Raw genomic sequence first — 21318 nt, 5'->3', positions numbered from 1 at the left:
CGGGATCAGGAGCGGCGGCGGGCCACCTGCAACGTGCGTTGCCAGCGCCGGGGGCTCCACAGCAGGGGGCAGGACGACGGCGGGACTGGCCTAGCGCCGTCGTAATTCTGCGAACTCGAGCGAAGGCACGATGGCGCCCGCGTCCCGCTCCACGAAGTTGGTGCCCGGCGGGACGACGTCATCGATCGCATCCAGAACGGACTCGCCCAGCTGCACTTCGGCAGCCCTAAGGTATGCCGCCAAATGCTCTTCGCTGCGCGGCCCAATGATGACGCTGCTGATGGCCGGATGCGCCAGGGCGAAGCCGACAGAGAGGTCAACCAGCGACAGTTCCAGCTTATCTGCCAGCCGGGCCAGGGCGTCCGCTGCGTGCAGCTTGCGCTCGCTCGAGGGGCCGGACATGTCGTAGCGGCCCGGGAGGGAGTGCACCCGGGTGGGCGCCTTTCCGGACTCCAGCACAAAACTGCCGGAGAGCCAGCCGCCTGCCAGCGGGCCGTACGCCAGGACACCGAGCCCGTACTGCTGGGCGATGGGGAATACGTCGCGTTCGTTGGCGCGCACCAGCATCGAGTACGGGACCTGGTTGCCGAGCGGCGGGATCAGGTGGTTGGTGGTGGCGAGCCACTGCGCCTCCACCAGCTGCGCCGGCGTAAACACCGAGGTGCCGTAGTAGAGGATCTTGCCCTGCCGGATCAGGTCATTGAGGGTAGTGATGGTTTCGAGGACATCGGTGTTGTAGTCCGGCCGGTGCGCCTGGTACAGGTCAATGCGGTCGGTCTGCAGGCGGCGCAGGCTGCCCTCCACGGCCTGGGTGATCCACCGGCGGGAGTTGCCGGCATGGGCAGGGTTGGGGCTCATCTGGCCGTGGAACTTGGTGGCGAGGAAAACATCGTCACGGCGGCCCCGGAGTGCACGGCCCACCACCTGCTCCGATTCACCCTGCGAGTAGACGTCGGCGGTGTCTACCGCTGTGATGCCCGAGTCCAGGGCGGACTGGATAATGCGGATGCTCTCTTCGGCGCCGGTGGGTGCGCCCGGGGCTCCGCCGGATCCCTCGCCGAAGTTCATGGTGCCCAGGGTCAGCGGGCTGATAGGCGTGCCTGATCGCCCGAACACCCGCAGTTCGCTGAGGCTCATCTCCGGTCTCCTCCGCTATTTTTGCGGCACGTTGCTTCCGATGCGTGCCCTCGATCGTCACGAGGCTACACAGATCGGCCTTGCTCCGGCGGATTCCCGCCGCAGAGCTTCTCTTTTCGACTTGGGGCGTAACGCACGGGGCCAGGTATGACGTTTTATGGAGAGCCGGGAGGTTACCCCGTCGCATATATTGAGTCATGGGCACTCGCAGTAATGACGAGCAGTTCCTCAAACTGCACGACATGATTATCGGCAGCACCAACGTGAGTGGATTCCTTGCCGACCCCTCCGTCCTGGCGGCGTCCACGCTCAGTGAGACGGCAGGAACACACATCGAATGCGGCGTGACGCTCCGGCAGCGCAAGCGCAGTGCGACTGTGGCGGGAAGCAGCGCGCGGGCAACGGTCCTGGACAAACTGGAGCAGGCTTTGGGGCAGGGGCCCTGCGTCCCAGCCAGGTGTGTTCACCGACAAGGTTGTCCACCGGGCCGAAGGTTTTGCCGAACTGGCGGGGCGCGCTTTGCGGCTGGCCCTGAGGATCGCCGATGCGCAGAACCTCGCGGAGGACCTCACCGCTGCCTTGGAACACCGCACCGTCATTAATCTGGCCTGCGGGGTGGTGATGGCCCAGAACCGGTGTTCGCAGGAAGAGGCGATGGCTGTGCTGACCCAGGCCTCCAGCCACCGCAACCAGAAACTGCGCGACCTCGCGGCCGGCATCCTGCACCGGGTGGGCTCGGGCGCGGTCAGCACGCACTTCGAGCCGTAAGCCGCTGTAACGGGAGCCTTCGGTTTCGCCTCTGAGCCGCCCTGCAATAATCTGAACCAACGGTTGTGCGCGGGGGTGCAGGCGCCCGGTGCAACAGGCAGCACTGTAAGTTCGGGCCACATCACACCAGACGAGGCGGACACGCATGACGGCTTCAGACCAGCAGCACCCACGGCAATCGCAGATGCCCGCGGATCCGCCAGGCCCTCCATCCGCTGCCCGCGAAGCTTCTGCCGGTCCGGTAGACCCGCACCTCCTCCAGCAGCTGGCGGACGTCCATGGAGTGGGAACCTCCTTCCAGGGCTGGGACGGGCTGCCCCACCACGTGGCCGCGGAAACCCTGATCAAGGTCCTGGCCTCCCTGGGGGTGCAGGCCCACACCAACCAGCTCATCGAGGCGGCGCTTGCGGAAGCTGAACTGGCTCCGTGGCGGCGGATGCTGCCTCCCGCCGTCGTCATCCAGCAGGGCGAGCCGGCGCAGGTCCCGGTGCATGTGCGCGAAGGTGCCACGGCGCAGGTGAGCATCACGCTTGAAGGCGGCGCCGGGTCCAGGGATGCCGTCCAGCAGGACCTATGGATGCAGCCGCGCGATGTGGACGGCGTGTCCACCGGACGGGTCACCTTCGCCCTTCCGCAGGACCTCCCACTGGGCTGGCACACGCTGCACGCGGAATCCGAAGGTACCGCCGCATCAACCACCCTGGTGGTGGTGCCCGCGCGGCTGATTACCTCCGCACCACTGGAAGAGCGCCGCGGCTGGGGACTCGCCACGCAGCTGTACTCCGTGCGCTCCCGGCGCTCCTGGGGTATCGGCGACTTCTCCGACCTGGCTGACCTTGGCGCATTGAGCGCTACCCGTGGGGCCGACTATGTCCTGGTTAACCCCCTTCACGCCGCGGAGCCGGTTCCGCCGGTACAGCCCTCGCCGTATTCGCCGTCCACCCGGCGGTTCTTCAACCCGCTGTATATCCGGATCGAGGCTATCCCCGAACTGGCCTACCTCAAGCCGCGCAAGCGTGCCGCAGTGGAGAAGCTTCGCGAGGAAGTGGCAGCCCTGAACAAGGATGGCTCCCGGCTGGACCGCGACTCGGTGTACGCCGCCAAGCTGCAGGCCCTGGAGCTGCTCTACCACGCCCGCCGGTCGCCGGCCCGGCAGGCTGCCTTCGATGGGTTCTGCCGCATCTCCGGCAGCGGGCTGGACGACTTTGCCCTCTGGTCCGCAATCCGCGAGGACCTGCCGGCGGGAGACCCCTTCTGGTCCGATCCTGCCAGCGGCCTTGGTACGCCGCAGACCGAGGCGCTCCGGGAAAAACTCTCTGACCGGATTGGGTTCTACCGCTGGCTGCAGTGGATCTGCGACGAACAGCTTGAAAACGCCCAGCAGGCAGCGCTGCGGTCCGGCATGCGGCTGGGCGTAGTCCACGACCTCGCGGTGGGAGTGGACCACAGCAGTGCCGACGCGTGGACGCTTCGGGATGTGCTGGCTCCCGGCACCAGCGTGGGCGCCCCGCCGGACATGTACAACCAGCAGGGCCAGGACTGGGGCCAGCCGCCATGGCATCCGACGCGGCTCGCGGAGGCCGGCTACGTTCCGTTCCGCAACATGCTGGCCACGGTGCTGCGGCATGCCGGCGGTGTGCGGGTGGATCACATCCTGGGCCTGTTCCGGCTCTGGTGGATCCCGTCCGGCAACGCCCCCGGCGACGGCGCCTACGTGCGCTACGACCATGAAGCGCTGATCGGCATCCTCGCCCTCGAAGCGCAGCGTGCCGGCGCCGTGGTGATCGGCGAGGACCTGGGCACCTTCGAGCCCTGGGTCCGCGACTATCTTGCTGCCCGCGGCATCCTGGGGACTTCCATCCTCTGGTTCGAGTACGACGGCGATTCACCCCTTGCGCCCGAGAAGTACCGTACGCAGGCGCTCGCCAGCGTGAACACGCACGACCTTCCGCCCACCGCCGGGTACCTCGCGGGCGACCACGTGGCACTGCGCAGCGGCCTTGGCCTCCTTGAACGTTCCGAGGCGGAGGAGCGGACCGAGCACAACGCCTCACTGGAGAAGATGCTGGCCCTGGTGCGCGAGCGCGGCTACCTGCCTGAAGATGTGTCCGGCGGCCCGGTGGCGACTGAGGAACGGACCATCGAGGCGCTGCACCTGCTGCTGGCGCAGGCACCGTCGGTACTGCTGGGTGTTGCCCTGGTGGATGCCGTGGGGGAGCGGCGGGTCCAGAACCAGCCCGGCACTACCGAAGCGCTGTACCCGAACTGGCAGGTTCCGCTGGGCGGCCCGGACGGCAGGCCAGTGTTCCTCGATGATCTTCCCGCCAACGCACGGTTCAACTCGCTGCTGGCAGCGGTGGAGGGGGCGTTGCGCGGCTAGGCTGTGCGGCGGTATAGCGCCGGGCAGGGCAACAGTCAGGAGGGGCACGATGGGTGAGGGACCAGTACTGGTAGTGGGCGGCACCGGCATGCTGGGCGGCCAGGTGGTGACGGAACTGCTGAACCGGGGAAAGCCTGTGCGTGCCTTGGTGCGCCCCGGCACGGATGCTTCCCGGCTTGAGTCTGCGGGTGCAGAGGTTGCCCGTGGCGACATGATGGATCCTGAATCGCTGCGGCGGACCATGGCCGGGGTGGACGCAGTGGTCACCACGGCTGCCGGCTACACCCGGCACCGTAAAGGGGACACCCCGGAAACCGACACTCGGGGGAACTCGAACCTCGCTGAAGCAGCCAAAAGTGCGGGGGTCCGCAGGTTTGTCCTTACCAGCATCCTGACCTGCGACCAGACACCGGAAGTCCCGCACTTCTGGCACAAGAGGCTCATGGAGGACCGGCTCCAGGCGTTGGGCGTGCCGTTTGTCGCCTTGCGGCCCGGGGCTTTCCTGGACCAGGTGACCCGTTTCGGGGGCGACCCGGTCAGCATGCACCAGGTCAGGTGGCTCGGCTCGGCCGGCATCCCGCTGACTTTCACGCTCACTCCGGACGTTGCCGGGTACCTGGCCGCGGCCGTGGATGCTCCGGGAGTGGAAGGACAGCGCATCGATATCGGGTGGGACAGGCCCATCGCCATGCAGGAGTTCGCCGACCTCGCGGGGCAGTTGACCGGTGAGGAGATCCGTGTCCGGCCGGTCCCCCTGCGCGTCCTGCGGGCGGCGGGGACACTGCTGGGGCCGGTCAACCCGATGGCCAGGGACCTGGCAGCAATGATTGCCTGGTTCCAGACGGGTCGGTACGTGGCTGACACCACCCGGCAGCGGGAAGTGTTCGGGCCGCCGCCCACGGCGGAGGATGCGGTACGGCGGCTGATCACCAGCCTCGGGCACGCGGTGCGAAACTAGGTTTTCGGTGGGGTAGCACCCCTCAACAACAGCAAGGGCCATGTGCCGCCGGTTCCGGTTTGGCGGCACATGGCCTTTGTTGTTGCAGCCTTAAGGCTTTAGCCGGCGGTGATCACGTGCGTGCTGTTGTCGTAGCGGAACGTTACGGGGCCGCCGGGGTGGTCCAGTACGAGGTCTGGTCCGTTGAACGCACCGCCGGCCCCGTAGTTCACGTCCCAGTTGCCGTTCAGCGCAGCCTTGTACGCGTATTGTCCGGCGGGGAGTTCAACGGTCAGGCGCCAGATTTTGTCAGCCGGGTCCAGGGTCATCATTGCCTGCGTGCAGGCCGGGTCCCACGGGGCGGCGCAGCCCATTGCCTTGTTGAAGGATCCGGCAACTGTCACCGAACCGGGCTGCGGTGCCTCGCCCACGGTCACCGTTCGGACGTCGCTGACCACATTGAAACCAGGGCCGGTCATGGCAGCCCGGTACTGCACCTGCGTGCCATCCACCAGTTTCGTGATGTCGTCCTTGACCGAGTACACCGGTGATGAATTATCCGAACCCACCGGCGTCCACGCCCCGCCGGCTACGCTGCGCTCAAACGAGACCGCATGGCTGGCTTTTTCGGGATCCGCAGTTGCACCGAGCTCCACTGAGCCTTCCACGTTGCTGCCCTCGAGGGGCTTCTGCAGGGTGAGGATCGGCGCCGGAACCGCGGCCGTGAGGGGCTGTGACGTTGCGGTGTGCCTTCCGTTGTCCAGCACGGTGGCGCGGTACTCCACGGACGTGCCGGCCTCGAGCGCTGCGACATCGTGGAACACCTGGTACGGCGCCGTGTCATCGGTGCCGATGGCCTCCCACGCCCCCGCCGCCGTCTTCGCCTCGAAGGTGACCTGATAGAACGAGGCGCCGTCGACGTCGGCCGTTACCTTGAGGCGCCCATTGTCACCTTGTGCGGCCGAGGGCTCCTGAAGGACGACGGCGGGCGCTGCCTTGGAGTGCGGAATCCGGCCCGAGGACTGGTAGACCACAGCGGAGAGTGGGGGAACGGTGACTGTCAGTGTGGCGTTTGCTGACGACTTGGCCTCGGCAGCGCCCTCGCCGTAGACGCGGGTGTAGTTGCGCTTGGCGATATAGGTGGGTACATCGGCCGTCTGCGCCTGCTCACTGTTGTTCAGCGCCACCACGTACTCGCGCTGGTCGTCGGCGTTGGTACGGGAGAAGGCGTAAATGCCGGGCCCTTCGGAGGCGTAGCGGTGCTGGTGGGCGCCATCGCGCAGTGCCGGGTGTTCCTTGGTCAGTTCTGCGAGCTGGCTGATCTTTGTATAGAGCGGATGCTGGGTGTTGAAGTTGTCCGTGACGTGGGTGGCGTCGGTGCCCAGGAGGTCGTCGTCGAGGTAATCCGGCACCTGGCTGGCGAACAGCGTCTGCCGGGCATTCTGGTCGCCGCCGGCGCCGGTGAAGCCCTGTTCGTCGCCGTAGTAGATCACCGGGTTGCCCCGGGAGAAGTACATGAGCTCGTGGGCCAGCTGGTCGCGGGCCACCTGCTCGGCGTCTGTTGAACCGGGATTGTCTGAGGCGATGAAGCTGCCGATGCGGCCCATGTCATGATTCCCCAGGAAGGTGGGCAGCTGGTAAACGTTGGAATCGGCGTCGGTGTACCAGTCGTCAGCCGAGAAAAAGGTCTCCAGCGTGCTGGCGGCCTGGCCCTTGGAGGCGAAGTTGCGGGCCGCGTCCTGGAAGGGGAAGTCCAGTACCGCCTGCATACCGTTCCGGGTGGTGAACTGCGAGGTGAAGCTCTTGGTGGTGTCGAAGACCTCGCCGAACATAAAGAACTCGTTTTTGCCCTGTTCCCTCGCGTAGTTGAGGACGTCCGGGCCGAATTCCTGCCAGAACTCGTTGTTGACGTGTTTCATGGTGTCGATCCGGAAGCCGTCCACACCGAAGTCCTTGATCCAGGTCTTGTAGATGTCCTTCATGCCGTCCACCACCCTGGGGTGCTCGGTGAAGAGGTCATCCAGCCCGAAGAAGTCGCCGTAGAACGAGTCCTCGCCCGCGAAGGTGGTGTCTCCGCGGTTGTGATACAGGGTGGGATCGTTGAGCCAGCCCGGGACCTTCAGGGTTTCTTCGCCCGGTTCGAGGACGGGATTGTAGGGGAACGATGTTTCCGGTGTGAGTGCAGGAAAGCTTTGGGTGCCCGCGTAGTCCCGGTCGTCGAAGTCGTCGCCAGCCGCCGTCTTGTAGGGCACTTCGTCCTTGGAGGTGTACCCCTTGCGTGCGGCTCCCTCGTAGCCGATGACGTCAGCGGTGTGGTTGGTGATGATGTCGAAGTACACCTTCATGCCGCGGCTGTGGGCTTCGTCGACGAGGGCCTTGAGTTCGTTATTGGTGCCCAGGTGCGGATCAATCTGTGTGAAGTCCGTGATCCAGTAGCCGTGGTACCCGGCCGACTTGTCCTCCGGCTGCACGGCCTTGTTCTTGAAGCTCGGGGTGAGCCAGATGGAGGTTGTGCCCAGGCCCTGGATGTAGTCGATCTTGTCCAGCAGGCCGGCCAGGTCCCCGCCGTTGTAGAACCCCTTGTGGGCGGGATCGAAGCCGGACACCATGGGGTCGTTGCCCAGCCCGCCCTGGTCGTTGGCCGTGCTCCCGTTGCTGAAGCGGTCGGCCATCACGAAGTAGAAATTCTCGTCCGTCACGGGCGCGCGCAGGCTGTGCAGGGCCGACGTCGAACCTGGGTTTTTGGAGCCCGGGTCTTTGGGGCCCGGGGCGGCCTGCGCTGGAAGGACCGAAGCTGAAACGGCCACCGCCGCTGCCAGGAACGCGACGGCAGTCCGTGCCGCGGATTTTCTGCCATCGGTGCTGGATGTTGTGGCGTGGGGCGCGGCAGCGGCGGTTGTTTTGGTGTTTCTGGTGGCGCGTATTTTCACGCCTTTTCTGTCATTTGGGGGAACGCTGGGTAGGGTGCGGATTTTCAAGGCAGGAGACCTTTCCTGGGAGCGGCGCTGCTGTACAGGCTTGCCGGGGCAAGGGTTCGGCATGGGGCTGCCCGTTTTGCAATGCATCGGGATGAGGCTGCCCGATCTGCAAGCCATCGGGGCGCCCTGTGAACCAAGTCACAAGAGTAAGCGCTTGCACTGAATAACTCCAGCGTTTAGGAAAAGCATGGCTTTGCGCCTGTCTCCTGCTGGCCCATCCTGCCCCCTGCCGCCTTCCTGCGGATGCCGGCCCGATCCGGAAAGGGGGCGGATTACCGCGCGCGCACCAAGGCAGTGGGGGAGGGCGTTTCCAGGTTGTGGACGATGGGGCCGGGCAGGCCCGTAACGGCGTCCAGCTCAAAAGTTGCTATGTTGTCCGACCGCTCGTGGGCCACGTGGAGCCAGCGGCCGCTGACTAGATGGTGCCGCGGCCAGTCCCCTCCGCTGGCGAAGTCGCGGACCGGCACCAGTTCCGTCCCGCCGGCACCGACCGCCAGCACACTCACCAGGTTGGAGCCGCGCACGCCCACGTACGCGTGCCTGCCATCCTGGTTGAGGCTGATCTCCGCAGCCGAGTCGTCCGGCAGACCGCCGCCGGAGGTGGCCGGGCCCAGGAAAACAAGCTCGAACGTTCCGGCTTCCGGCTTGACGACGAAGACCTCCACCGAGTATTCGGAAACCACAAAAACGCTGCCACCGGTGTGCTGCACCAGATGGCGCGGACCGCACCCGAAGGGAAGGGCCACCTCGTGGTCAGCAACCAGGCCCGAGCCCGGCACGTAATTCCAGATGCGAAGGGTGTCGTGGCCCAGGTCCGTCGTCATGATGCGTCCGTCCTGCAGCATCAGGCTGGCGTGGGCGCGGCTCTGCCGGGGCTCGCCTGGTGTCTGGCTGGCGTGCGGATCCACCGAGGGCGGCGCAGAAAAGCGTGCACTGATGCCGCCGTCGGAATCCAGCTCGTACAGCAGGACTTGGCCGTCGCCCCAGCAGGCGGCCGTGACGAAACGGCCACGTGGGTCCACCGCCACGTGGCAGGTAGCTTCTCCGGAGGGCTGCGGATCGCCCAGGGGCTCCAGGCCAAAATCACCTGTGCGCCGAAAGGCCCTGACCTTTTGGCGTTGCTCGGCCACTGCGTACACCACCGGCAACGTGGGGTGAACCCCAACGAACGACGGCGAGTCAGTCCTGGCCGCTGTACCCAACCATTCGAGCGAGCCATCCGGGTGTGCGGCCAGCGCACCGATCCCTTCCGCGCGTCCGCCGCCGTCGGGAGTGTAAGTGCCGGTCCAAATGATGGGGTGCGGGGCGGGGGAAGTCATGGGACTATCCTGCCAAGAAAAGGCCCCTAAGCCGGGGAACTCAGGATTAGCATTGGATTCCAGCGGTCACAAAGGAGGTGAGCCCGATTCCTGCTTCATCAGTCTCGGGCAATTCCCGGTTGTGCCGTTCGGGCCTGCCGGCCTGGTAAAGAGCGAGCTGCCCACCGGATCACCGAAAGGCGTTTTATGCCAGGTCCTGAATCTCTTGCTTCTCCGCGCTTTGCCGACCTTGTTCCAATGCTGCGGGCGGCCGGCTGCGTGTTTGCCGAAGATGAGGCGCAACTTCTCTTGTCGGAAGCTTCAAGTCCCGCTGAGCTGTTCGAATGGGTGGAACGCCGCGTTGCCGGTGCACCGCTCGAATGCATCGTTGGCTGGGCCGAGTTCTGCGGACTCCGGATAGCCGTTGACCCAGGCGTTTTTGTGCCGCGTCGCCGCACTGAGCTGCTTGTTTCGGAGGCCGCCGCGCTCATGCTGGAACACATTGCGCCGGCGTCATCGTCCGCAGCCGTTGTGGATCTATGTTGCGGGTCGGGGGCCGTCGGCGTTGCATTGGCCTCCCGGGTGTCCCTGCGGGAACTTCACTCGGCGGACATCGATTCCATCGCGGTGGAGTGCGCCCGACGAAACGTGGCAACCGTGGGCGGACACGTCCATCGAAGCGACTTGTATTCTGCCCTTCCTGCCAGGCTCAAGCAGCGAGTGCAGCTCATCGTGGTGAACGCTCCCTACGTGCCTACAAGAGTGCTGCCGACGATGCCTCCCGAAGCCAGAATCCACGAGCCGCCGCTTTCGCTGGATGGCGGCGCGGACGGACTGAACCTCCACCGGCGCATCATCCGGGAAGCACCGGAGTGGTTGGATCCGAACGGCTATCTTGTGATCGAAACCAGCGAGCGTCAGGCAGCCGGTACGGCGTCCCTTGTGGCTGCTGCAGGACTGGCCCCACGGATTGTCCACTCTGAGGAGCTGGACGGCACAATCGTTGTCGGCGGCCCACGCGGTCAGTAAGTGACGCGCTTTTCACGTGTCCGCGCCCGGTGGCAGGCATACGACCCTGGGCGCTTCTTCCCTCCGGGCGGTGGGCCGGGCGGTGCGACGTTCCGGGCCGTGGATCGGCGGTGCGAAGTTTCGTGCGTCATCGTGATGCTGGGCAGTGGGATGTCCGGTTGGAGCTTGGTCGAGGACGTCCTGGCCCAAGGGAAGCCGGCAGGCAAATGCCGTCCTGCACCTAGTACCGCCTGCACCCGGGCCTCCTCCTGGACCCACCCTTCATGACCGGAACGGCTGGGGTGGTGGGGGTGGTTTGAAGTAGTGGTTTTGTTGGGGTTTTTGGTGGGGGTCGATGTGTTTTGGGGGTGTGTACCAGGGGGTGCCGTTGGTGGTGGTGATGGTCCATTGATCTTTGTGGATGAGGTGGTGGTGGGCGGAGCAGAGGAGGGTGCCGTTGTTGAGGGTGGTGGGGCCGCCGTGGGACCAGTAGGTGATGTGGTGGGCTTCGCACCAGGGGGCGGGGATGGTGCAGTTGGGGAAGGTGCAGCCTTGGTCGCGGGCGGTGAGGGCGAGGCGTTGGGTGGGGGTGAAGAGCCGGGTTTTGCGGCCGAGGTCGAGGAGTTCGCCGTGGGTGCCGAGGAGGGCGGGGATGATGTCGGCGTCGCAGGCGATTTTGCGGAGGGTGGCTGCGGCGACAGGTCCGGTGAAGACGAAGTTTCCCGTGCCGGTGGCGACATCGCTCCCCGTTGTACCCGTGCCGGTGCCTGTGCGGGCAGAGTTTTCTCCTGCGGGGTGGGGGAGGAGGTCGTGGTAGTTGATGGTGGCGATGATTTGGGGGCGGTTACCACCGGTGGCGGGCAGGGCGTTGGTGCCCAGGGCGACCTTTGCCGCGCCGACGAGCCCGTCGAGTTGTTTTTGGGGCCGGGTGCGGCGGTCCAGGTCGGGGCCGCCGTCCCGCCAAAGTTCCTGTCCACTGCCACTGCCACAGCCACTGCCGGTTTGGGCTGCGGTGCCGGTGCCGGTGCTGGTGGTGCGGGGGTTGGTGGCGGTGTTCATGACGGTGAGGAGGTGTTCGTATTGGTCGGTGGTGGCGAGGATTTCGATGTGGTGCAGGCCGTGGCGGGGTTTGCGGATGAATGCGCCCTGGGTGTGGCGGAGGGTTTCTTCGCTGGGTTCGGTGCCGTCGGCGTCGATGGTGTCGGCCCAGCGGCGGGCGACGCGGGTGAGGAAGTCCGGGTCTGCGGTGGCGGCGGTAGTGGCGAGGTCTTGTTCAATGATGACCAGGGTGTCGGGTGTGGTGAGGTGTTGGAGCCGGTTCAAGGTCAGGGCGATGATGGTCCCGGCCCGGGAAGAGACCGCCGGGCCGGCTACCGGGTCCTGGCCGGGGGCCGTGTCATGGGAGTCAATGCCGGTGGTGGCCGGTGTGGGGGTGAGGGCGGTGGCGAGGTGTTCACGTGGGGCGGGGATGGTGTCGCCGGTGAGGGTGGTGGCGGGCAGGATGTCCGCGGCGAGGGCGAGCCGGCGGTGGGCTTCGCTCTTGCCGATCCTGAGCCGCTGGCGGAGGAACTCGGCGGTGTTGGCGCACCCGTCATCGGCCGGCGACGTGATCACCCGGTCAGTGGCTGAACCCTTGCCCGCCGGGCCTTCGGGCCAGGCGGCGTCTGTTTCGTTCAGGGTTTCCACGCCGTTGTCCCAGCCGGTGACCCAGCCCTTGCCCGTCCGGGAGCGGCTGGCCCGTGCGGCGTCCGCGGCGGCGATGGCCTGTGTTCGGGTGCGGTCCACGGTACCGGCGGCGAGGACCTGCAGGTAATCCATGGACCGGGACGCCTCCTCCACGGTGCCGGCGAAATTGGCGGCCTCAACATAGTCGGCCGCAACAAGCATCGCGGGTGCGGCAGCGGCGGCAACAGCCAGCAGCCTGTTAATCTCCGTCAGGCTCAGCGGCGCGTCAAGACCCGGCACGGTGGCCGGGGCTTGGGGCGCAAAGTCATCCGGCCCGGCATCATCCTGCCCAGCGTCATCCGGCCCGGCAGCGTCACGGGCGGGCGTGCCGGGAACGACGCGAAGGTGGGCGGCAGGATTCGGCGCAGAGCCGTCGTCGTACGCCGCAGAGCCACCGGCGGGCCTGCCCCCGGCCCGCGTCAGCACGGCGGTCGAACCGCCGAACTCCGCAAGCTGATCCCCCATGGCCTCCATAGGACAACTCTGCCAAAGACCACCGACATTCTTGCCCGCCAAAGGCGCTATGTGGAAAACTTCGGCCGCCCTTGATCCGGAGTTGATGTCCGGTGTCCAATTAGCGGGGGTAAGTGGCCGGAGACGCCGCTGGCCGCCGCGTCCCCCAAGGATCGCGACGGCCAGCAAAGCCATCCAGTTGTAGCACATCCGCGGTGCGGCCTCCTGTCACAAGGGGTGCCGCTCGGGGTGAGCAGTCGCGTTAGCTACGCTCTTGATTCCGGTTCGCCGCTGGAGGTATCCAGGTTGAGCGTCTCGGGGTGGGTGCTGTGCGAAGGAATGTGGCCACCATCAAGGCCGGAAACGCTGGGAGTCCCGGCGTTGCCGGCGGAGGTACCCGCTGCACCGCCGTCGGCCAACGTGGACTTGCTGTCCCCGGGCGAACCGTCACGGTGCATCGCGGAACCGATGACGGTGCCTGCCCGGCGGGCCGCCTCAGTCAGTTGATCCGCAACTTCAGGGGCTTTCTCCTTGATGGCCTCCGTTGCTACGGACACCTTGTCCTGGACAGGCTTGCTGTCCCAAATGCCGGCTGCGCGTGCCTTGAGCTTGTCGTAGGCTGCCCGGCCGGACCGCGATCCGAGAACGTACCCGGTGGCGATTCCGATGCCCAAAAGAAGTTTGTTTTTCATGATGAACTCCTGCTCCGTGAGAAGGTTTCAGTTCCGGCCAGATAGGCCGGGAGATAGGAAAAACCGGCCAGGGGATGTTGTCCCCAGGCCGGTTTTCCTGGCTGGCGCGCTGGTTAGCGACGCGCGCCGCGCTTGGTGATCATGCCGTAAACCAGCAGCACGATGAGTGCGCCGCCGATGGCCAGCAGCCACGTCTGCAGTGAGAAGAACTCCTGCAGACCGGTGCCGAAGAGCATGCCGCCGATCCAGCCGCCGAGCAGTGCTCCGACGACACCCAGGACAAGGGTGATGATCCAGCCGCCACCCTGTCGGCCCGGGAGGATCGCCTTAGCGATCGCACCAGCAATAAGTCCGAGAATTAGAAATGCAATGAATCCCATTTTTTGTTCCTCTTCCTAAGTAAAGGAGGCCTCCGGATCCCGGAAGCACTTCATCCTTCTGCCTCAATAGTAATCATGCTTACTATTGATTTGCCAACCCCGTTTCTAACGAAAGCCGCATTTCAGGGCCGGTTCAGTGACCCGTGGCGTCCGAATCGTTGCCTGCGTCAGGCCCGTCGTCGAGTATGGCCAATTCCGCTAGATCCTGCGGGTCCAAGGCGAAATCAAAGATGTCCAGGTTCTCCCGCATCCGCTCCGGATTCGACGTTTTCGGAATCGTTACAATTCCGTTCTGGATATGCCATCGAAGGACCATTTGGCCGGGCGTTTTGCCATACTTTTCCCCCAGCTGCGACAGGATGGGGGCACTCAAAAGACCAGCGCCATCCCCTCCCAGCGGGCTGTAGGACTGAGTCACAATGCCATGCCGGTGGTGAAATTCCCGTTCCGTGGTCCGGGTAATAGCCGGGCTCAGCTGGATCTGGTTCACCGCCGGCACTACGTCTGTTTCCGCCATCAGCCGCTCCAGGTGCGCGGGCTTGAAGTTGGAAACCCCGATTGAACGGACCTTTCCCTCCGCCTGCAGCCGCTCGAAAGTCTTCCACGTGGAAACATATTCATCGCGCTGGGGCAGCGGCCAATGGATCAAAAGCAGGTCCACGTAATCGAGCCCCAGCCGCTTCAGCGCACCCTCCAGTCCCTCGACTGCGCGGTCGTTGCCCTGGAACTGGCCGTCTACCTTGGTGGTGATGAACACCTCATCCCTGTCCACGCCACTGGCACGGAGTCCGTTGCCAACGCCCTGTTCATTGCCGTACTTCACAGCGGTATCGATGTGCCGGTACCCGGCTTCCAGGGCTTGCACGACGGCGGTCGCCACCTGGTCGTCGTCCAGCGGCCAGGTGCCGAGTCCCACTTGCGGGATGGAGTAACCGTCATTGAGTTTGATCAGCGGTGCGAGTGTCATGGCAACAGTGTCTCCCCTATGTGGTGGCCGTCCTAGCCCCCAAACGCCCGCAGGATGTTTTCGGCGTTGTAGGTCAGGGCCACCCGGGCGGTGTCCGATACCTTGTCCGGGCCCTTCTGCTGGCCCAGGAAGTCAACGAAGCGCTGCAGTGCCTGGCCGGCCTTGGCGGCGTCACCGTCAGCAACCGCCTTCGCCGCCTGCTGGATGCTCGCCTTGAGCTGGCTGCCTACCGGCCCAGCCACGTCGCCTGATTCGGTCAGGTCTTCCACCACATGCTGCAGCGCTTTCACACTGCCCGGGAGCCAGGCTGCCCGCAGTGGCACGTTCGCGAAGTCCATGTCCGAGGCCAGGTAGAAGTCGGTGTAGGACGGCTGGTTGTAGGCGGTGTTCTGGCGGGCAACTTCTGCACGGTACTGCGGGTCGTGCATCAGGGTGTAGAGCTTGTGGTTGGTCACCTCGGTGCTGAGGTACATCCGCAGCGCCGAGCTGTCCGTGGTCCTCACCAGCAATTCCTCGCGCCAGTCACCCACGACGTCCGCTACGAGGCTGGGGTTTCCCTTAGTGCCGTTGTTGGTGCGGGTATCTGTGGCGGTGAGGAGCCGGCCGCGCTTCCAGTCGTCAATGGTGGGCGTTTGTTCCGCTGAGCCGTTGACGATCTGCGTGGTCATGTCCGCGGCCCACTTGATGCTCATGTTGGTGCCGGGCCCGGAGGAGGAGAGCTTGCCGCCGTCGGCCGCTTGCATGCCGATGGCCCAGTTCTCAATGCCGGGCACTGCGGGATCAACGTCGCCGATCATGCCGCGGCCGGTGTCCCTCCCGGAGTAGGCACCGAAAAGCACCTCGCCGGTGGCGGCATCGCGCATGGCGTAGCCGTAGGGGGCAAAGGTTCCGCCCTCGTGCACGCTGAAGATTTCCTTGCCCGGACGTGCCGGATCAATGTCGGTGACGTGCATGGCGTCGCCATGGCCCAGGCGGGCTTCCTCACCCGGGGTGGCGCTGCCCTGCGGCATGGTGTCGAACGAGCTGTACAGCAGCGACCCGTCGTCGTCGATCGTGGCCGAGCCGTAGACGATTTCCTGCTTGCCGTCCCCGTCCACGTCCGAGGCGCTCAATGAGTGGAAGCCCTGCGTGGTGAGCGTGCCAAACTCAGGATCGGTGCCGTTTCGGCCGTGCGGCCCATCATTGAACGGGTTGGTCATGGGCGTCCAGCCGGAATCGACGTTCCATACGGGGGAGAGGTTGGACCCGTCCCAGGTGTACGCAGCCAGTGTGCTGCGTGTGTAGTAACCGCGGGCAAAGACAGCCGCCGGCTTCTTGCCGTCCAGGTAGGCGACGCCGGCGAGGAACCGGTCCACGCGGTTGCCCGGCTCGATGCGGGCCATGGCATAATCGCCCCACATGAGGCCGTCGTCGTGCCTGCCCGGCTCGTAGGCGACTGTCTTGAGCTCCTTGCCGGAAGCTCCCTCGAAAACGGTGAGGTACTCCGGGCCGGACACAATGAAACCCTCGAAGGCCCGCAGCACGTTCCGGGGGCTGCGCGACGGTGCGTAGACGTCCATGAAGTAGTCGGTCAACGCTTCGGCATCTGTGGGGGACAGCGGGTACTGGTACTTCGGCGCGATTCCGAAGGCTTCCTCCAGTGTGGCGGGCCAGTTGCCGGCCTTCACTTCCGGGTGCTCGGTCCAGCCCTGAAAGGTCTTCACCATGTGTTCGTAGTAGCCGGCCGCGCTCATCCGGTAGTCGTCCGAGTTGGAGTAGCCGGCCTGGATGTCCGACTGCAGCAAGGAAATGAACTTCTCAGAGGCTACGCTGCCGTCGGCGTTAAAGTTGGTGCTCTTGGTTCCCGGCGCCGTCTTCATCATCATTTCCGCGCGGCCGTCGCCGTCGAAATCGTTGACCAGGAGCTGGGTGTAGTGGGCGCCCGAGCGGATGTTCACACCGAGGTCGATGCGGTGGAGCAGTGTGCCATCTGCCTTGTACGTGTCCACGTAGGTGTTCCCGGTGTACCCCACCTGGGAAACGTCCTTGGAATTGTTCGGGTCCCACTTGACCACGAATTCGTACTGGCCGTCGCCGTCCACATCGCCGATGGAGGCGTCGTTGGCGGCGTAGGTGTACGCCTGGCCGGTGGGAGTCACTCCGTCAGCCGGCTTCTTCAGCGGGATATCCATGAAGTTGGCGCCCCAGGACGTGGCGGTTGCGCTGGTGTCCAGTTCAACGCCGCCGACGACGGCCCGCACCTCGTATTCAGACGCTGCGGTTCCAGCGGTGTCCTGGAAGTTGGTGCTGTCCGTGACCGTTGCCAGCTTCTCGCCATCCCGGTAAACGTTGAAGTCCGTGCCGGTCAGGCCCGTCGCGGACGATCCGGTGGCTTCGTGGCCCAGCAGGCGCCAGCTGAGGAACACCCCTTCCGAAGTCTTGGCGGCCACCAGGCCGCGGTCGAGGTGGTCCAGCTGGACGCCGGGGGCGCCAGGCTTGGGGGAACGTTCGACGGCGGAGGCCGGGGCTGCGAGGCAGCCGAGGGAGAGGGCGATACCCAGGGCACCTGCTGAAAGAAGGCGGGCGGAGTTCCTGCTCGGATTCATCGATGAATCCTTTCAATTTCTAGTTCGGGAAAGCGCTTCCCCAGTAACTTAGTGGTGGGGTGTGGAGAAAACAAGCCTTGCGGCATCGTGGGTTCGAAGGTATTTAGAACGTTGTAGAAATAGCGCGCGGCTGGCGGCACACTGCCTAACAGGTTCCGTCGCCGGGGACTTGGAACGGCTCGGGGACGCTGGAACGGTGCGGGGACGCTGGAACGGTGCGGGGACGCTGATCCGGTTCAGCGTGCCCGCACCGTTCCGGCGATTTCCACTGCGGCGCGTCAGCCAACCGGCTCAGCCGGGGCCGGATCAGGCGCCGCGCCGGGCCCAGCCAATCATCCGGTCGCTCAGGTCCATGAACTGTTGGTTGACCACCTGCAGTTCTGGATTTGTGTCGTACCAGTCCACGATCTCCCGGGCGCCGTCGGCGAACGGAATGGTGGCGCAGTAGCCGGGGACCAGGGACTTGATCTTGGTGTTGTCAAAAACCACTGAGTGCGAGCGGTCGCCAAGGAGGTTCGGTCCCAGTTCCTCACTGTTCGCGGCGATGGTTTCCGATGCCACGTGGACCAGTTCCGGATCCGCAACACCTGCTGCCCGGGCGAACAGTTGGTAGATCTGGTTCCAGGGCAGGTACTCGTCAGAGGTGATGGTGTAGCTCTCGCCCACCGCCTGCGGCCGGCCCAGCAGCCCCACAAACGCCTTGGCGAAATCCTTGCTGTGGGTAAGTGTCCAGAGGGACGTGCCGTCGCCGTGCACCATGACCGGCAGACCGGCTCGCATCCGGTGGATGTCCGTCCAACTGCCCACCATCGCGATCTTGGTCCGGTCATACGTATGGGACGGACGGATCACTGTGAGCGGGAAATCCTGCTCCCGGTATGCCTCGAAGAAGAGTTCCTCGCAGGCGATCTTGTCCCGCGAATACTGCCAGAAGGGGTTCTTCAGGGGCGTGGATTCCCGGATCGGCAGCCGGGTGGGCGGCTTCTGGTACGCGGAGGCGGAACTGATGAACACGTACTGCCCGGTGCGGCCGGTGAACAGGTCCAGGCTGGCCTTGGCCTGGTCCGGTTTGTAGGTGATGAAGTCCGCGACGGCGTCGAATTCCCGCCCGGCCAGCACTTCCCGGACCGCGGTGACGTCGCGGACATCCGCCGTCAGGGTTTCCACCCCTTCCGGGACCGGCCTGGCGGACTGGCCCCGGTTGAGGACTGTGACACGGTGGCCCAGCGCGACGGCGCGTTGTGCCGCCGTCGCGCTGATGACCCCGGTGCCGCCGATCAGAAGGATGCTCCTCGGCGCCACCGTATCGGCCACACCAGCCAGCGGGTTCACCACGCGTAGTCTTCCGGCGCAGTGCGGTGCCCTGGGAAGATGCCATCGAGCTGCTTGAGCGCATCGGCGTCGAGCGTAACGTCCAGAGCCCGGATGGCGGCGTCGAGCTGTTCCTGGGTCCGCGGCCCCACAATAGGTGCCGTAACGGCGGGCTGGTGCAGCAGCCAGGCGAGGGCGATATCGCCGGGCTCTTTGCCCAAATCATCGGCGAAGTCCTCGTACTGCTGGATCTGGTCCTGGTGCTTCTTGAGGGTCTCCGCGGCCCGGCCCTCAGTCCGCCGGACGCCCTGCCGCTCCTTCTTCAGAACCCCGCCCAGGAGTCCACCCTGCAGCGGTGACCAGGGGATGAGCCCCAGCCCGTACTGCTGGGCGGCCGGAATAACTTCCAGCTCCACCTGACGCATGAACAGGTTGTAGATTGACTGCTCGCTGACCAGGCCGGTGTAGTTGCGGCGCCGCGCAGCCTCCTGCGCCTGGGCGATGTGCCAGCCGGCGAAGTTGCTGCTGCCCGAATACAGGATCTTGCCCTGCTGGACCGCGACCTCGATGGCCTGCCAGATCTCGTCCCACGGGGTGTTCCGGTCAACGTGGTGGAACTGGTAGATGTCGATGTAGTCCGTCTGCAGTCGCTTCAGGCTCGCATCCAGGGCGCGGCGGATGTTCAGCGCGGACAGCTTTGACTCATTGGGGCGGTCCGTCATGGTCCCGTACAGCTTGGTGGCAAGCACTGTGTGCTCGCGGCGCTCGCCGCCTGTGGCGAACCAGCGCCCGATGATCTCTTCGGTCCAGCCGCGGTGGCCGGAGCCCCCGTACACGTTGGCTGTGTCAAAGAAGTTGATGCCTTGGTCAAGTGCGGAGTCCATGATGCTGTGGGCTTCGGTTTCCTCTGTCTGGGGACCGAAGTTCATGGTGCCCAGGCAGAGCCGGGAGACTTTCAGGCCTGAGCGGCCCAGTTGGGTGTATTGCATTGTGATTCCTTTCGATGCCGGGCTTGCCGAGTCGGCGGTTGGGGCCGGCTACAGCTGCGTGAAGGACGCGACGGCGGGGTCTGACCCGAGGCGCGCACCGGACTCGAGTGCCGTGATGGCTGAAATTTCCTCGTCGGAAAGCGTGAGCGTGGAGGCGGCGAAGTTTTCGCGGATCCGTGATGCCTGGCTGGACTTGGGAATGACGATGTTCCCGGCGGCCAGGTGCCAGGCGAGGACCACCTGGGCGGTGCTTGCGTTGTGGGTGTTGGCGATGGCCGTCACCGCATTTCCGTTGAGGTCCGCGCCCTGGCCCAGGGGGCTGTAGGCTTCCACGGCGATTCCCAGGTCCCGGCACTTTGCGGCAAGGTCCGCCTGCTGGTAACTCGGGTGCAGTTCGAACTGGTTCACCGCGGGGACGATCTCCGAAGACTTCAGGAGCTCATCCAAGTGCTCGCGGAGGAAATTGGAGACGCCGATGGCGCGGATCTGGTTGTTTTCATAGAGCCGCTCCATCTCCTTCCAGGCCTGCACGAACAAGCCCTGTGAGGGGACAGGCCAGTGGATGAGATAAAGATCCACATAGTCCAGGCGCAGTGCTTTGCGGCTGTTCTGGAACGCTTCCTGGGCCCGGCCCTGGTCGCCGTTCCGGAGCTTGGTGGTGATAAAGAGGTCTTGGCGCGCGATGCCGGCAGCCGCGATCGCAGCTCCCACCCCGGCCTCGTTGCGGTAGGCGGCGGCTGTATCAATGTGGCGGTATCCGGCCTCGAGGGCGTCCTCCACGGTGCGCTGGGTGTCCTCGGGTGGGACCTGGAAAACACCGAAACCAAGTTGGGGGACAGTGATGCCGTTGTTAAGTGTCAGCTCTGACATGGGGTGGCTCCTTGAAAGGTGCGGGTGGGTGCCGTTGGCTCGACCATGAGAAAGCGGTTTCCGCTTGGCTCGGTATTGAGCCTATGCACTTTTGGCCGGTCTGTCAGCAGGCAGGGCCCATCCCGTTCTTTTCGGAGTGCCGGTCCTGCCTTCGGGCGGAAGCGGTGCGGCTGTACATTTGGCCAGCGGCAAGGGCGGATTCTGGCCACGAGCCCATTGGGAACGTCCCGCGGATTTCCTAGGCTGAAGGCACGAACTTCTCACTCCAAGGATGTCTCAACGATGAAACGCATCGCCCTGCTGAAGGAGCGCCAGGCTTCTGCCGCCACAGGCGCCCCGTCCACCGCCACCGGCTCGCACTGCCCGGTCTCCGGCTTGTGGAGCCCGGACCTCGACCCCCACACCGTGCTGTCCTTCTTCGAAGGCCATGTCTTTCCGGCGTTCGACGGCGTTCCCACCGTCTGGCGGAGGCGCGCGGCAGCTGCCGCCCCGGCCCGTTAGCTCCGGTTAAACCCAAACTGGCCCGCAGCCGGCGTCCTCATGCGAGTGACGTTGACTGCGGGCCAGTTTGGGTTTAAATCAGTGTTCTTCCAGCCGGAAACCGAGCTTGATGGTGACCTGCCAATCAGCAATTTTGCCCTCTTCCAGATGGCCGCGGATTTCCTTGACCTCGAACCAGTCGAGGTTGCGGAGGGTCTGGGATGCCTTGGCGATTCCGTTCCGGACGGCGTCGTCCACTCCCTGATCCGACGTGCCGACAATTTCAGAAATGCTGTACGTGTGGTTGGACAACTTCGCTCCTCGTGATTGCCTTGGGGCTCCCGGTTGCGGGCCGTTCTT

Annotated in this window: 17 protein-coding genes; 5 read left to right on the top strand and 12 right to left on the bottom strand. The window is 65.2% G+C overall.

Features of this window, described 5'->3' with window-relative positions; translation table 11 throughout:
• Positions 1 to 90 precede the first annotated feature (90 nt).
• Entirely contained in the window at positions 91 to 1137 is a 1047-nt protein-coding gene (locus ACFVYC_RS06390; protein WP_387548065.1) for an aldo/keto reductase, read from the bottom strand.
• Between the two features lie 459 nt (positions 1138 to 1596).
• On the opposite strand from ACFVYC_RS06390, the gene ACFVYC_RS06385 reads away from it, so the two are divergent.
• The 3 genes from ACFVYC_RS06385 to ACFVYC_RS06375 all read left to right on the top strand — a co-directional run bounded on the left by ACFVYC_RS06385 (position 1597) and on the right by ACFVYC_RS06375 (position 5243).
• Positions 1597 to 1905 carry an ANTAR domain-containing protein gene (locus tag ACFVYC_RS06385; protein ID WP_387548063.1) on the top strand — a complete coding sequence of 103 codons (309 nt, stop codon included), beginning with the start codon at positions 1597 to 1599 and terminating at the stop codon, positions 1903 to 1905.
• 145 nt (positions 1906 to 2050) lie between these two features.
• Positions 2051 to 4285 (top strand): 4-alpha-glucanotransferase, encoded by a 2235-nt coding sequence (gene malQ, locus ACFVYC_RS06380; RefSeq protein WP_387548061.1) that lies wholly within the window; start codon positions 2051 to 2053, stop codon positions 4283 to 4285.
• Positions 4286 to 4334: 49 nt separating this feature from the next.
• The gene (locus ACFVYC_RS06375) at positions 4335 to 5243 is read left to right on the top strand and encodes an SDR family oxidoreductase (protein ID WP_387548059.1); all 909 of its coding nucleotides are present in this window, start codon (positions 4335 to 4337) and stop codon (positions 5241 to 5243) included.
• A 98-nt stretch (positions 5244 to 5341) separates the two neighbouring features.
• On the opposite strand, the gene ACFVYC_RS06370 is transcribed toward ACFVYC_RS06375, so the two are convergent.
• Together ACFVYC_RS06370 and ACFVYC_RS06365 are read right to left on the bottom strand one after the other, a co-directional pair.
• Positions 5342 to 8152, bottom strand: coding sequence for an alpha-amylase family glycosyl hydrolase (locus ACFVYC_RS06370; RefSeq protein ID WP_387548057.1), 2811 nt, complete (start codon positions 8150 to 8152; stop codon positions 5342 to 5344).
• 320 nt (positions 8153 to 8472) lie between these two features.
• Entirely contained in the window at positions 8473 to 9519 is a 1047-nt protein-coding gene (locus ACFVYC_RS06365) for a lactonase family protein (protein ID WP_387548054.1), read from the bottom strand.
• A gap of 186 nt (positions 9520 to 9705) precedes the next feature.
• On the opposite strand from ACFVYC_RS06365, the gene ACFVYC_RS06360 reads away from it, so the two are divergent.
• Positions 9706 to 10527 carry a putative protein N(5)-glutamine methyltransferase gene (locus tag ACFVYC_RS06360; RefSeq protein ID WP_387548053.1) on the top strand — a complete coding sequence of 274 codons (822 nt, stop codon included), beginning with the start codon at positions 9706 to 9708 and terminating at the stop codon, positions 10525 to 10527.
• A gap of 261 nt (positions 10528 to 10788) precedes the next feature.
• Here the strand turns inward: ACFVYC_RS06360 and ACFVYC_RS06355 are convergent, their stop codons facing one another.
• The 8 genes from ACFVYC_RS06355 to ACFVYC_RS06320 all read right to left on the bottom strand — a co-directional run bounded on the left by ACFVYC_RS06355 (position 10789) and on the right by ACFVYC_RS06320 (position 20478).
• The gene (locus ACFVYC_RS06355; RefSeq protein ID WP_387548050.1) at positions 10789 to 12696 is read right to left on the bottom strand and encodes a DUF222 domain-containing protein; all 1908 of its coding nucleotides are present in this window, start codon (positions 12694 to 12696) and stop codon (positions 10789 to 10791) included.
• 254 nt (positions 12697 to 12950) lie between these two features.
• A complete protein-coding gene (locus tag ACFVYC_RS06350; protein ID WP_387548047.1) occupies positions 12951 to 13376 on the bottom strand; it encodes a YtxH domain-containing protein in 426 nt (141 codons plus the stop codon).
• A 113-nt stretch (positions 13377 to 13489) separates the two neighbouring features.
• Positions 13490 to 13756 carry a GlsB/YeaQ/YmgE family stress response membrane protein gene (locus ACFVYC_RS06345; protein ID WP_387548044.1) on the bottom strand — a complete coding sequence of 89 codons (267 nt, stop codon included), beginning with the start codon at positions 13754 to 13756 and terminating at the stop codon, positions 13490 to 13492.
• 133 nt (positions 13757 to 13889) lie between these two features.
• Entirely contained in the window at positions 13890 to 14723 is an 834-nt protein-coding gene (locus ACFVYC_RS06340) for an aldo/keto reductase (protein ID WP_387548042.1), read from the bottom strand.
• Between the two features lie 32 nt (positions 14724 to 14755).
• Complete coding sequence (locus ACFVYC_RS06335) at positions 14756 to 17308, bottom strand: rhamnogalacturonan lyase (RefSeq protein ID WP_387548040.1); 2553 nt, start codon at positions 17306 to 17308, stop codon at positions 14756 to 14758.
• Between the two features lie 306 nt (positions 17309 to 17614).
• Positions 17615 to 18643 (bottom strand): SDR family oxidoreductase, encoded by a 1029-nt coding sequence (locus ACFVYC_RS06330; protein WP_387548039.1) that lies wholly within the window; start codon positions 18641 to 18643, stop codon positions 17615 to 17617.
• Positions 18637 to 19608, bottom strand: coding sequence for an aldo/keto reductase (locus ACFVYC_RS06325; protein ID WP_387548037.1), 972 nt, complete (start codon positions 19606 to 19608; stop codon positions 18637 to 18639). Before ACFVYC_RS06325 ends, ACFVYC_RS06330 begins: the two co-directional genes overlap by 7 nt.
• Before the next feature lie 48 nt (positions 19609 to 19656).
• Positions 19657 to 20478 (bottom strand): aldo/keto reductase, encoded by an 822-nt coding sequence (locus tag ACFVYC_RS06320; protein ID WP_387548035.1) that lies wholly within the window; start codon positions 20476 to 20478, stop codon positions 19657 to 19659.
• 282 nt (positions 20479 to 20760) lie between these two features.
• Here ACFVYC_RS06320 and ACFVYC_RS06315 point away from each other — a divergent pair, with 282 nt between their 5' ends.
• The gene (locus ACFVYC_RS06315) at positions 20761 to 20979 is read left to right on the top strand and encodes a hypothetical protein (protein ID WP_387548033.1); all 219 of its coding nucleotides are present in this window, start codon (positions 20761 to 20763) and stop codon (positions 20977 to 20979) included.
• Between the two features lie 78 nt (positions 20980 to 21057).
• Here ACFVYC_RS06315 and ACFVYC_RS06310 read toward each other — a convergent pair whose 3' ends face one another.
• Positions 21058 to 21270 carry a dodecin gene (locus tag ACFVYC_RS06310; protein WP_104043363.1) on the bottom strand — a complete coding sequence of 71 codons (213 nt, stop codon included), beginning with the start codon at positions 21268 to 21270 and terminating at the stop codon, positions 21058 to 21060.
• Between the last annotated feature and the right edge of the window lie 48 nt (positions 21271 to 21318).

It is taken from the genome of Pseudarthrobacter sp. NPDC058329, assembly GCF_042879835.1.
GTDB lineage: Bacteria > Actinomycetota > Actinomycetes > Actinomycetales > Micrococcaceae > Arthrobacter.
The sequence above is the reverse complement of the archived record's forward strand: the minus strand, read 5'-3'. Positions and strand labels throughout refer to the sequence as shown.